Origin of the sequence: Nonomuraea sp. NPDC050783, from assembly GCF_040802095.1 — a bacterium.
Classification (GTDB): Bacteria; Actinomycetota; Actinomycetes; order Streptosporangiales; family Streptosporangiaceae; genus Nonomuraea.
Map to the genome: position 1 here is coordinate 135,096 of NZ_JBFAHK010000012.1, position 11,399 is coordinate 146,494.

General features: G+C 73.7%; 11 protein-coding genes. 6 read left to right on the forward strand and 5 right to left on the reverse strand.

Annotated features, from left to right (window positions below; genetic code table 11):
• Nucleotides 1-54: 54 nt before the first annotated feature.
• Nucleotides 55-1,446 carry an MFS transporter gene (locus AB0H75_RS29310; RefSeq protein WP_367801630.1) on the forward strand — a complete coding sequence of 464 codons (1,392 nt, stop codon included), beginning with the start codon at nucleotides 55-57 and terminating at the stop codon, nucleotides 1,444-1,446.
• Here AB0H75_RS29310 and AB0H75_RS29315 read toward each other — a convergent pair.
• A complete protein-coding gene (locus AB0H75_RS29315; protein WP_367801632.1) occupies nucleotides 1,443-2,033 on the reverse strand; it encodes a hypothetical protein in 591 nt (196 codons plus the stop codon). The genes AB0H75_RS29310 and AB0H75_RS29315 overlap by 4 nt on opposite strands.
• 128 nt (nucleotides 2,034-2,161) lie before the next feature.
• Between AB0H75_RS29315 and AB0H75_RS29320 the strand changes: the two genes are divergently transcribed.
• Together AB0H75_RS29320 and rox are read left to right on the forward strand one after the other, a co-directional pair.
• Nucleotides 2,162-2,668, forward strand: a complete 507-nt coding sequence (locus AB0H75_RS29320; RefSeq protein ID WP_367801634.1) for a TetR family transcriptional regulator — start codon at nucleotides 2,162-2,164, stop codon at nucleotides 2,666-2,668.
• Nucleotides 2,669-3,107: 439 nt separating this feature from the next.
• Nucleotides 3,108-4,574 carry a rifampin monooxygenase gene (gene rox / locus AB0H75_RS29325; protein WP_367801636.1) on the forward strand — a complete coding sequence of 489 codons (1,467 nt, stop codon included), beginning with the start codon at nucleotides 3,108-3,110 and terminating at the stop codon, nucleotides 4,572-4,574.
• 21 nt (nucleotides 4,575-4,595) lie between these two features.
• Here the strand turns inward: rox and AB0H75_RS29330 are convergent, their stop codons facing one another.
• Nucleotides 4,596-5,534: an aldo/keto reductase gene (locus AB0H75_RS29330; protein WP_367801638.1), complete on the reverse strand. Its 939-nt coding sequence runs from the start codon at nucleotides 5,532-5,534 to the stop codon at nucleotides 4,596-4,598.
• A gap of 84 nt (nucleotides 5,535-5,618) precedes the next feature.
• On the opposite strand from AB0H75_RS29330, the gene AB0H75_RS29335 reads away from it, so the two are divergent.
• Nucleotides 5,619-6,248 carry a TetR/AcrR family transcriptional regulator gene (locus tag AB0H75_RS29335; RefSeq protein WP_367801640.1) on the forward strand — a complete coding sequence of 210 codons (630 nt, stop codon included), beginning with the start codon at nucleotides 5,619-5,621 and terminating at the stop codon, nucleotides 6,246-6,248.
• Nucleotides 6,249-6,273: 25 nt separating this feature from the next.
• On the opposite strand, the gene AB0H75_RS29340 is transcribed toward AB0H75_RS29335, so the two are convergent.
• Nucleotides 6,274-7,515: an MFS transporter gene (locus tag AB0H75_RS29340; protein WP_367801642.1), complete on the reverse strand. Its 1,242-nt coding sequence runs from the start codon at nucleotides 7,513-7,515 to the stop codon at nucleotides 6,274-6,276.
• A 99-nt stretch (nucleotides 7,516-7,614) separates the two neighbouring features.
• On the opposite strand from AB0H75_RS29340, the gene AB0H75_RS29345 reads away from it, so the two are divergent.
• The gene (locus AB0H75_RS29345) at nucleotides 7,615-8,700 is read left to right on the forward strand and encodes a DUF5937 family protein (protein ID WP_367801644.1); all 1,086 of its coding nucleotides are present in this window, start codon (nucleotides 7,615-7,617) and stop codon (nucleotides 8,698-8,700) included.
• A gap of 34 nt (nucleotides 8,701-8,734) precedes the next feature.
• On the opposite strand, the gene AB0H75_RS29350 is transcribed toward AB0H75_RS29345, so the two are convergent.
• Nucleotides 8,735-9,205, reverse strand: a complete 471-nt coding sequence (locus tag AB0H75_RS29350; protein WP_367801646.1) for a GbsR/MarR family transcriptional regulator — start codon at nucleotides 9,203-9,205, stop codon at nucleotides 8,735-8,737.
• Nucleotides 9,202-10,017: an alpha/beta fold hydrolase gene (locus tag AB0H75_RS29355; protein ID WP_367801648.1), complete on the reverse strand. Its 816-nt coding sequence runs from the start codon at nucleotides 10,015-10,017 to the stop codon at nucleotides 9,202-9,204. Before AB0H75_RS29355 ends, AB0H75_RS29350 begins: the two co-directional genes overlap by 4 nt.
• A 176-nt stretch (nucleotides 10,018-10,193) precedes the next feature.
• Here AB0H75_RS29355 and AB0H75_RS29360 point away from each other — a divergent pair, with 176 nt between their 5' ends.
• On the forward strand, nucleotides 10,194-11,360 hold the full coding sequence (locus tag AB0H75_RS29360; RefSeq protein WP_367801650.1) for a hypothetical protein: 1,167 nt from the start codon (nucleotides 10,194-10,196) through the stop codon (nucleotides 11,358-11,360).
• Nucleotides 11,361-11,399: the final 39 nt, after the last annotated feature.

Below are 11,399 nucleotides of genomic sequence, written 5' to 3' on the forward strand. Positions count from 1 at the left end.
ACCGATCGAGCCGTGTCCTGGAGAAGCCGTGTCCTGGAGAAAGGGAACCTTCTCGTGCCTACCGACACCACCACCATCACCACCACCTCACCACCACCACGCTTCACCGGCCGGCAGCGGTTGATCCTGCTGATCCTGCTCGGCGCCGGATTCATGTTGTCCGTCGATTTCTCCATCCTGAACGTCGCGCTGCCGGAGGTGGGCCAGGGAGTCGGGCTGGAACTGGCCGCGCTGCCGTGGATCGCCTCCTCCTACGCGCTGCCCGCGGCGGGTTTCACCCTGCTGTCCGGGCGGCTGGCCGACCTGTTCGGGCGTCGCCGGCTGTTCCTCGCCGGCATGATCGTGCTGGCCGCCTCCTCGCTGCTCGGCGGGTTCGCCACCGCGCCCGAGACGCTGCTGGCCGCCCGCGCGTTGCAGGGCCTGTCCACCGCCCTGTCCGTCCCGGCCTCGCTGTCCCTGCTCACCGTCACCTTCGAGGAGGGCCCGGCTCGCGACCGGGTCCTGGGGCTCAACGGCGCGCTGCTGTCGGGCGGGTTCACCGTCGGCGCGCTGGTCGGCGGCACCCTGGTCAGCCTGCTGAGCTGGCGGGCGGCGTTCTTCATCAACGTGCCCGTGGCCGTGGCCATCCTCGTGCTCACGCCGTTCCTGATCGCCGAGAGCAGGGTGCCCGATCGCGTCAAACTGGACGTGCCCGGCGCGGTCACCGTGACCGGCGGCCTGCTGGCCGTCGTCTACGCGGTCATCGAGCGGAGCGTCCCCGCGGCCGCCGTCGGCGTCGTGTTGCTGGCCGCGTTCTGGTCGATCGAGCTGCGTGCGGCCGCGCCGCTCGCGCCGCTGCACATCCTCCGGCGGCCGACCGTCAAGTGGGGCAACTACGCGGGCCTCGTGGTGTTCAGCATGGAGACGGGGATGATCTTCATGATGACGTTGTACCTCCAGAAGGTCCTCGCCTTCGACCCGCTCGTCACCGGCCTCGTCTTCGGCGGCCCGGGCCTGGCGGCGGTGCTCGCGGGCCCGATCGCCGGGCGCCTCATCGGCCGCCACGGCTACCGCCGGGTGCTGCCCGCGGCCCTGGCCGTGCAGGGGCTCTCCACGCTCCCGCTCATCTTCGTCGGCTCCGGCCGCGCCGGGCTGGCCATCCTGATCCCCGCGCTGCTCGTCAGCTTCTTCGGGCACGTGACCGCCATCGTGGCCTACACGGTCACCGGCACCTCAGGGCTGCCGAACGAGGAGCAGGGCCTGGCCACCGGCCTCACCACGATGACCCAGAACGTCGCCATCACGATCGGCATCCCGATCCTGGGCGCGATCGCCGCGTCCCAGACGCCGGAGCTGACCGGCATCCATCTGGCGCTGACCGTCAACGTGATCGTCACCCTCGTCAGCGCCGTGCTCGTCCTCGCCGGCCTCCGGCCGCGTACGGCGCCGGCGGCGACCGAGACCTAGGGTCTGCTGCCTGGATCTTGGGAGTGCTGGACTGACGAGTTGTCCTGCTCGGATCGTTCGGCGCGGTGGGCGATGGCGCGGAGCATTTCGAAGCGGATGAAGCCGGCGCCGCCGGTGCGGATGAGCAGCCAGTAGGGGGCGAAGGCGCGCCGGGCGGCGGCGTCGGTGGCGTGGACGCGGGTTTCGGCGGCCAGCAGGGTGCGTCCATCGGGCAGGGGGGAGAGCTGGAAGCTCATCGCCGCCTTGACCCATCCTGGCTCGGCGAAGGCGGCGAAGCCCTCTGGTGTCGTGGTCGAGTCCGGGCCTGGCGTGGGACGCAGGCGCCAGAACTTGGCCACCTTCCCGGCGGTGACCTCGCGGGCTTCTTGGCGGCCCAGTAGGGGGATCGGGCCGGTCTGCAGGATCGGGCCACTGAGATGGGTCCGGCCGGCGCTGCGGGCGGCCATGAGCAGCCGGGTGACCGGGAGTTCGTCGTGGGTGACCGCGTGCAGGGCCGCCCAGACTTGCGCGGGTTCGGCGGCGATCCGCCGGGTGTAGCGGGTGCGGAAGTCATCGGCGGATAGCAGCTGGTCGATGAGTCGCTCCATGGCGATCTCCCTTCTGGACGGTGCCGTACAGAATGGTAATGTACGGAACCGTCCAGAACGCTGTCCAGTGAAGGTGATCGATGCCACGGACCGCTCGTCTCACTCGTGAGGATTGGGCTGAGGCCGCCTTGGCGGTGCTCGCCGAAAGTGGCCCGGCGGCGGTGGCGGTCGAGCCGGTCGCGGCCCGGCTGGGCGCCTCCAAATCCAGCTTCTACTGGCTGTTCGCCAGCAGGCAGGCTTTGCTGGAGGCGGCGCTGCAGCGGTGGGAGCAGCGTCAGACCGACGCGATACTTCCAGCGTTGGCGGCGATCGCCGACCCGGCCGAACGGCTGCGGGTGCTGGTCCGGCATGCGCACGCGGCAACCGAGGGCGCGGACCTGACGCTGCGGCTGTTGACCGAGTCGGGCGACCCGATCGTCCGGCCGGTGGTGGAGCGAGTCACCCGGCGGCGGCTGGCGGTCATCGAGGCGGCCTTCGTCGAACTGGGTCGTTCCGCCGACCGGGCCCGGTACGACGCGAGTGTGACGTATGCGGCCTACCTGGGCACGGCAGCGCTGCGCCGGGTCGATGCCGCCCCCGGCGACAGTGAGGAGTTCATCGCTGCTTTGCTGTCCGCCTTCGGCGTCGAACCTTAGGCACGGCCGCAGGGATCACACCGGGTCGCGGAGCCATGTCTTGATGGACGCGACGTCGATGGGTGCCCTGGTAGACGACCTCGCGCATGTCGAAGCGCGTGGCCACGGCGCGGTGCTCGGCTCACCGGCCGCCACGGCCCGGGTTGCGCGGCGGCAGCGGCTCCAGCCGCCCCCGTTCCTCATCGGAAAGGTCATGTCGATCAAGATCCAAGAAACGCGCCCGAGCGGAACCGGCCGTGATCATGCGGGCCGGAAAAGAGGTGGACGGGCTGACGCTCCGGCTTGTAGCTTGCAGGCGGCCGTGACACCGCCCGAGGAGGTGAGACCCATGAACGCTGTATCGACGTGGGTGCTCCCCCTTCCCGTCACGGCCGGGCGACCGAGGTAGGTGTCGCCGGGAGCGCCGCCGACAAGGCACTCCCGAAAGGCGACAACACCTATGCCTCATCAGCATCGGACCACCGCCGGCCATGCGCCCGGCGTCCTCGACGTGATCATCGCCGGCTGCGGGCCGACCGGTGCCGTGCTCGCCGCCGAACTGCGGCTGCACGGCGTGCGAGTGCTCGTTCTGGAGAAGGAGACCGAGCCCGCGTCGTTCGTGCGCATCGTCAGCCTGCACATGCGCAGCCTCGAACTCATGGCGATGCGCGGGCTGCTGGACCGCGTTCTCCCGCACGGAAGGCGACGTCCGATCGGCGGCGTCTTCGCCGCCATTCCCCAACCCGCGCCCGAGGGCCTGGATCCCGCGTACGCCTACATGCTGGGCGTCCCCCAGCCGGTCATCGAGCGGCTGCTCGAAGAGCACGCGACCGAGCTGGGCGCGCGGGTCCGGCGCGGTCGCGCGGTGACCGGTTTCGAGCAGGACGGCGAGGGCGTGACCGTCGAGCTGGCCGGCGGGGAACGGCTGCGCTCGCGCTATCTCGTCGGCTGCGACGGCGCGCACAGTACGGTGCGCAAGCTGCTCGGTGTCGGCTTCCCCGGCGAGCCCTCGCGGAACGAGACGCTGATGGGCGAGATGCGCGTGGGCGTGCCGCAGGAGGAGGTCGCCGCCAGGGTGGCCGAGATCCGCGGGTCCCATCAGCGATTCTGGCTGCGGCCCTTCGGCGAGGGGGTCTACAGCGTCCTGGTCCCCGCCGCGGGAGTCAGCGACCGCGCGGAACCGCCCACCCTCGACGATTTCCGGCGGCAGTTGCGGGCCGTCGCCGGAACCGACTTCGGCGTGCACTCCCCGCGCTGGTTGTCCCGCTTCGGGGACGCCACCCGGCTGGCCGACCGCTACCGGGTCGGGCGGGTGCTGCTGGCCGGTGACGCGGCGCACGTCCATCCGCCCATCGGCGGCCAGGGCCTCAACCTGGGCGTCCAGGACGCCTTCAACCTCGGCTGGAAGCTGGCCGCGCAGATCCGCGGCTGGGCCCCGGAAACGCTGCTGGACACCTACCAGGCCGAGCGTCGCCCGGTCGCCGAGGACGTGCTGGACAACACCCGCGCCCAGACGGAGCTGCTGTCCGCCGAACCGGGGCCGCGGGCCGTGCGCAGGCTGCTCACCGAGCTGATGGACTTCGACGCGGTGAACCGCCACCTGATCGAGAAGATCACCGCGATCGGCGTCCGCTACGACTTCGGCGAGGGCCCCGACCTGCTCGGCCGCCGCATGCCCGACATCGACGTGGAACAGGGCCGCCTCTACGGCCTGCTGGGCCGCGGCCGCGGCCTGCTGCTCGACCGCACCGGCCGCCTGTCCGTCACCGGCTGGTCGGACCGGGTCGATCACCTCGCGGACCCCACGGCGGGCCTGGACGTCCCGTGCGTCCTGCTGCGTCCCGACGGCCACGTCGCCTGGATCGGCGACGACCAGCAGGACCTGGACGGCCACCTCTCCCGCTGGTTCGGCGAGCCCGCCGGCTGACTCCGCCCGAGACGCCGCCGGTCATGACGACGGCGCGCCGGGAGCGGTGAACGGGCGGGTGGGCACGGCGTCGAGGGCGGCGAGGGTCTGCTCGTCGAGGGTGATCGCGCCCGCGGCCAGGTTCGCCTCCAGGTGGCCGGTGTCGGCGGTGCCCGGGATGAGCAGCGTGCGGGGCGAGCGGTGCAGCAGCCAGGCCAGGGCGACCTGTGCCGGGGTGTGGCCCAGGCGCTCGGCGGCGGCGAGCACGGCCGGCTCGTCGGCCACCTTCGCCAGCCCCGGCAGCGCGCCGCCCAGCGGGAAGTAGGGAACCCAGGCGATCCGCTCGGCCTCGCACAGCCGGAGCGCGTCCTCGTCGTCGCGGGACACGAGGCTGTAGGCGTTCTGCACGCACACGATGCCCGCCGGCAGCGCGCGGCGCAGGACGTCCGCGGTCACGCTGCTCAGCCCGATCGCGCCGATCTTGCCTTCGTCGCGCAGCGCGATCATCTCCGCGAGCTGGTCGTCGAGGCCGACGACCTGGTCGTCGGGGACGGGGATCGTGATGCCGGAGTCCACGCGGCGCAGGTTGACCACCGGGATCTGCTCCGTCCCGAGCGTGGCGAGGTTGTCCTCGACGCTCGTGCGCAGCTCCTTGGGCCGCTGCGCCAGCCGCAGCGGGGTCGGGCCGCCGGGGTCGGAGACGGCGCCGACCTTGCTGACGACCAGCACGTCGTCCCCAGGCCGGAGCGCCTCGCGGATGATCTCGTTGGCGAAGCCGTCGCCGTAGAACTGGGCGGTGTCGACGTGGTCGACGCCGAGGTCGATGGCGTGGCGCAGCAGGGCGACGGCGGCCCGGCGGTCGCCGCGCAGGCGATCGAGCTGCATCGCGCCGTAGCCCACGCGCGAGACCGTACGGCCGGCCAGCTCGCCGGCGCCTCCGGGGCGCGGCGCGGGAGCGGCGGGAGTGGATGGGGACGTCATGGGTGACCTGCCCTCATGAGAGAATGGACGAAACGGAGGTACCTCCGTTACTTCCACTGTAGCACTACCGGAGGTGCCTCCGCTTTGAGCCGGCCCGAGACCCCGTCGCCCGGGACCCCACCGGATCCGCCCGACGCCGCTCAGCGGCCGGGACGCCGTGACGCGCGGCGCAATCGCGACAAGCTCATCGCCACCGCCCAGGCCGCCTTCGCCGCGGCCGACGGCCCCGTCGCGCTGGAGGCCATCGCCCGCCAGGCCGGGGTCGGCATCGGCACCCTCTACCGCCACTTCCCCACCCGCGAAGACCTCGTGGACGCCGTCTACGCCGCCGAGCTCGACGCCGTCACCGCCAGCGTGTCCACTCTCCTCGGCCGGCACCCCGCCGACCAGGCACTGCGGGCCTGGCTCGGCCGCTACGCCGCCTTCGTCACCACCAAACGCGGGATGATGGACACGCTGCGCGCCGGATACGCCTCCGGGCGCATCGCGCCCCCCTCCCGCGAGCGCGTCACCACCACGGTCGCCACGATCCTCCGCCAGGGCGCCGCGCAGGGCACCCTCCGCTCCGACGTCGATCCCGAGGACGTCACCACCCTGCTCACCGGCGTGTTCCTCGCCATCACCGCCGGCGCTCCCCAGGAGCAGACCGACCGCCTGCTCGACCTCCTCACCGACGCGCTCCGCCCGCGGCCCGGCGCGGGCACCGCCCCGTGACCGTCCGTGCCGGGGAACGGCGGGCTCACCCGCCTGCTCGCGCCCGGCGGCGGAGGCCGCCGAGCCGCGTTCCCCGGTCCTTCTCGGCGGCGACGGCGGAGGCGGACAGGAGCGTCGCGCCGGCGAGGCCGCCCCAGAGGGCGGCCGGGCCGTGGGAGGCCAGAGCGGTGATGACCGCCGGCGAGACGGCGAGGCCGAAGCCCGTGGAGAGCTGGAAGCGGGCGAGTGCGCGTCCCAGGAGGTGGGCCGGGGCGAGGGCGGTGACGAGCGCGGTCGCGCTGCCCGCATAGATGATCTCGCCGATGGTGCAGACCACGGACACCGCGGCGACCGCCGGGGCGCCCCAGCCGGGTCCCAGCCCGGTGGCCGCGAGAAAGCCGAGATAGGACGCGGCGAGCACCACGCCGGCCAGAGCCAGCACGGCCCGCCGGGGGAAGCGGGACATCAGGACGGTGACCGGGACCTGCAGGGTGACCACCAGCACGGTGTTCGCCACGAAGATCGCCGCCGACCACACCGGGGACGCGTGCAACTGCGTCACCAGGACCAGGGGCAGCGCGATCTCCGGGACGTTGAGGCAGAAGACGTAGACCACGTTGGCGGCCGGCAGCGCGCGCATCCGGGGGGCGGGCCCGCCGGCCACGCCCTCGGCCGGAGCGGCGGCCGGGTGCGTACGCAGGTGGACCGACCAGGTCAGGGCCGCCGCGGCCAGATAGGCCAGCCCGGTGACGACCGCCAGCACCCGCAACGCGGTGGTGCCGCCCGCCAGGCACGCGGTGGCGATGAGGGCACCCGCGCCCAGGCCGGCGTTGCGCAGGGCGCGGCCCGCCGCGAGAGCGGCGTCCCGCTCGCGGCCGTGGGCGACCGTGGCCACGAGGGCCGCGTGGGCGGCCGGCCAGGACTGGTTGCCGATGCCGAGGAAGAGCGCCGCCGCCGCGAACAGCCAGACGTGCCCCGCCGGAGCGGCCAGCAGCAGCGCCACGCCCAGCACCCGTACCAGCATCGACGCCGCCACGACCGTGCTGCGCGCGCCCCGGTCCAGCCAGCGGCCGACCGCGGGCACGCACACCAGGCCCACCACCACGCCGGCCGTCATGGCGACGCCGGTGACCGGCGCGGACAGCCTCAGCACCAGCACCCCGTAGAGCAGCAGGAAGGGACGCAGCAGGCCGGTGCCGAGCGCGTCCACGGCCAGGGCGACGGCATAGCGGGGGCCTCCGGAGGCGCGGACGAGGGCGCGCGGCCGGATCTTGGTGGTGGTTGCCATGGCGCCAACGATGCGCCCGGCCGCAGGGCCGGCCACGTCGGTTGACGGACACCGTCAATCGTCGCGGCCGCCGGCCGCCCGGACCGCGATGATGGAGGGATGACGTTGAGGATCGACATCGGCGGCCTGCCGTCCGGGCGGCTGCGGTTCGCCGCCTCCCCGCTGGCCGAGCTGACCGCGATGCTGCACGTGCTGGCCGAGCCCGAGCATCACCCGCAGCTCGCCGGCTGGGCCGCGGAGGTCTGGGCCGGGCTGCGGCCGGAGCTGGCCGAGCGGTTGCGGGAGGCGGAGTTCCTCTGGCGGTCCTCGCGAGCCGACTTCCTGGTCCCGGCCCGTCCCCGGCCGACCCTCGCCGAGGAACTGGACGATGTCGACCTGATCGACGACGAGACCTATGTGACCGCCGCGCTCATCACCACCTGCGGCAGCAACCGGGTCAACTTCGCCGCGCCGTCGCCGCTCGCCGACGCCACGGCGCGCGAGCGGGCCCTGGACCTGGCCCAGGCCCGCGGCGCGCTCCAGGAGGCCTTCGCGGAGCGGCTGCTCGCGGACCCGGCCGCCGTGCGGGCGCGGGTGCGTCACACCCTCGAACAGTGCGCCGCGGCCTTCTTCGACGCCGCCTGGACCGACATCGCCGTGCGGCTCGCCACCGACCTGCGCCTGAAGAACGACCTGCTGAAGCGCCAGGGCCTCGGGGCGGCACTCGCGTCGGTCTCCGGCGCCGTCACCCTGGCGCCGGACGGCACCTGCATCGTCGTGGACAAGCTGCAGGACAACACCACCACCGCCCACGGGGCGGGGGTCACCTTCCTCCCCAGCGTCTTCGGCCGCCCGCACCTGGTGGTGGTCCACGCGCCCGGCTGGCAGCCGGTGGTGCAGTACCCCGTGGCCGAGACGGGGCCGTCGGAGCCGGTGTCGCTGGAAACGGTCACGCTACGGCTGGAGGCACTCGCGCATCCGGTACGGCTGCGGCTGCTGCGCACCCTCGCCCGCGGCCCGCACACCACCGGCGAGCTGGCCCACGCCTGGGAGCTCTCGGCCCCGGAGGTCTCCCGCCACCTCGCCGTCCTGCGCCGCGCGGGCCTGCTCACGGCCCAGCGCCACGGTCGTTACGTCCGCCATGCCCTCAACCTCCCGGGCCTGACGGCGCTGGGCACCGACCTGCTGACGGCCGTACTGCGCTGAGCGGAAGGACGTCCCGGCCGCGCGCGATCGGCGTTCACCGAGACCCCGCACCAGGTCCAGGGGGTTGCCGACGGCTCATGCCGAGCATCTGGTCCCCGACGCCGACGTAACTGGTGAACAGGGTGATCACGTCGTGGAGCCGGTCCTGGGCAGGGCCGGGGCCGACCAGACCCTCGCCGTCGCGCAGGGCGGCGATCAGGGATCTGGCCCGCGCGTGGCTGGCCTCCAGCAGCGCCTCGATCCCCGCCGTGGCCTCGATGAGGAGCCTGCGGCTGCCCGGCTGCGGCATCACCCTGGCGAGTCCCCACGCGTTGAGCTGCCGTACCGCGGTGCTCACCGCCCCCTTGCTCAGCTCCAGCTCGGCGGCGATCGCGTCGAGAGAGGCAGGCTCCTCGGTGACCAGGAGCAGCCCGTAGACACGGCCGGTCACGTGCGGCAGGTTCCACGAGGCCAGCAGGTCGCCCACCGACGTGACGAACGCGCGCCGCCTGGTCGCGCTCGTCACGACGCCCGCCTCGGCCCGGGGAGCGTACGCAGGAACGTCCCGATCACCTCGTTGACCGCCCCGGGGTCGTCCTGGTTGGCGATGTGGCCCGCGCCGGGAATGACGACCTCCTCGACGCCTTCGGCCCGCGCCCACGCGGGCATCGCCGTGGCGATGTTGCCGGTCCGGTCGTGCCCGCCCCGGATCAGGCACAGCGGAACCGGCGTGCGGTAGCCGGGGTCGGAGGCGAGGAAGCCGACAGTTGCCCGCCACACCTGGAGGAACTCCTTCTTCGGCAGTTGCGAGAAGGCCCGTCTCGCATCGGCCCGCGCGGCCTGGGTGACCGCGGACGCTTCGGCCATCAGGCGGGGGAGGTGCCTGGCCGGGATCATCGCCAGGCTCGGCGCGGCCGTCTTCACCAGCAGACGCTCCTTCCACGACAGTGGTGCGGTGTTCCAGGTCGCGCCGATGACGACCAGCGCCCGGGCCAGGTCCGGATGGCGCCGTACGAACGCCTGGCCGAGGTTGCCGCCGAGCGACTGCCCCACGAGCACCGGCCGGTCGAGCGCGAGGTGCTCGATCAGCGCGCGCAGGTCCGCGATCGCCCGCTCGGCGGTGAAGCCGGCCCCGGCCGGGCGGGACGCGCCGTGGCCGCGCAGGTCCCACATCACGACCCGATGGCCCTGGGCCCGTACGTACTCGAACTGGGCCTCGAACATCACGTGGTCGGCCCCGGCGCCGTGCGAGAACACCACGGGGACGCCGTCCCCGCCACTGTCGGCGTAGTGGAGAGCACAACCGTGCAACGCCAGCGTCGACGTCAAATTCACCATTTACTAAATATAGCGAACATGACTGCCATCCGGCCGGGCGGGCGGGCGGGCGCGCGTCGACCGGATGCCCGCGCCCCGGACCGCGGATGCGCCGGGCCGGAGCCGAGCGTAGTGTCAGTGGCAGTGCCAGTGGCGAGGTCAGTGGCGGCGCTTCTCCCCCGCTGGGAGGTCCAGAGATGGTGAACGAGCAGGAGCTCCTGGCGGTCCTGGCGGTGCTGGAGCAGGTGAGCGTCCAGGCCAGGGGGTTTCCGCTCGGCGCCGAGGCCCAGCGGCTGGCCACGGTGTTGCGCGGCCGGCTCGACGAGGCGCGCGGCGGCGTGGTGAGGCCGCCTCCCTCGCCCGCCGAGCTGCGCGCGAGCCTGGCCGAGGACAGGGAGGAGGCAGCGGAGCAGCGGGATTCCATCGCCCGGCTGCGGGACGAGGCGGCGGCTCAGCGTGATGCCGACGCCGTCGCGCGCCGCCGGGAGGGCCGGGGGTCCCGGGCCGCGATGGAGGCCAGCGACCAGGCCGTGTACGAGCTGCTGAAGGCAGCCGAGCTGCGCGATCGGGCTGCCGGTTCGGGTGACGGCACGATCGCGGGGCCGGACGGCGGGCAGGTGGACGGCGGGCAGGTGGACGGCGGGCAGGTGGACGGCGGGCGGCCGGACGGCGGGCGGTCGGACGGCGAGGGCCCGGCGGGGACGCAGGCGGCCGGGGAGTGGCGGATGCGGGACGCCGACCGGGAACGCAACGAGCAGGATCGCATCCGGCTGCGTGACGCGTGGGCGTTGATGGACAAGGAGCGTCACGCGGCCCGAGCCGACGCGACCGGCGCCGGGCAGGACCGGTTGCAGGCGCGGCGTGACCGTGAAGCGGGCGCGCGAGATCGTGCCGCCGCACACGCCGACCGGCAGGCGACGCGGGCCGACCGCGAGCAGGACGCCATCGAGCGCGAGCAGGCGAGCGTGGCGGAGGAGGTCGCGGCGGCCAAGAGCGCGATGGAGGAGGCCGCGGCGGGCGGGATCGCGATGGAGGAGGCCGCGGCGGGCGGGATCGCGATGGAGGAGGTCGCGGCGGGCGGGATCGCGGCGGGCGGGATCGTGGCGGGCGAGGTCGTGGTGGAGCGGGACCAGCCACCCGCCGCTCGCGTGGACGACCTGGCGACCGGGTGGGTGTCCGCGAGTGCGCGCGATCTCCGGGAGCGGATCGCGGAGGCCACCCGGCAGGGCGAGCTGGCCCGCCAGAGCGCCGTGGCGGCGCGGCACCGGGCCCAGTACCTCGCCGAGCAGGCGGTGGAGCTGCGGCGCCGGTGGCTGAGCAGTGGTGACGACGAGTCGCGGGCGGAGCCGCCGGCCGACGGATGAGCCGGGTGCGCGGGCGGCCCCGGGTCCAGTGGCCCGGCG

Excerpts from the sequence above, each read along its gene's own strand:
- AB0H75_RS29315 (WP_367801632.1), bottom strand. The coding sequence starts at position 2,033 with ATGGAGCGACTCATCGACCAGCTGCTATCCGCCGATGACTTCCGCACC.
- rox (WP_367801636.1), top strand. The coding sequence starts at position 3,108 with ATGCCTCATCAGCATCGGACCACCGCCGGCCATGCGCCCGGCGTCCTC.
- AB0H75_RS29330 (WP_367801638.1), bottom strand. The coding sequence starts at position 5,534 with ATGACGTCCCCATCCACTCCCGCCGCTCCCGCGCCGCGCCCCGGAGGC.
- AB0H75_RS29340 (WP_367801642.1), bottom strand. The coding sequence starts at position 7,515 with ATGGCAACCACCACCAAGATCCGGCCGCGCGCCCTCGTCCGCGCCTCC.
- AB0H75_RS29345 (WP_367801644.1), top strand. The coding sequence starts at position 7,615 with ATGACGTTGAGGATCGACATCGGCGGCCTGCCGTCCGGGCGGCTGCGG.
- AB0H75_RS29355 (WP_367801648.1), bottom strand. The coding sequence starts at position 10,017 with ATGGTGAATTTGACGTCGACGCTGGCGTTGCACGGTTGTGCTCTCCAC.
- AB0H75_RS29360 (WP_367801650.1), top strand. The coding sequence starts at position 10,194 with ATGGTGAACGAGCAGGAGCTCCTGGCGGTCCTGGCGGTGCTGGAGCAG.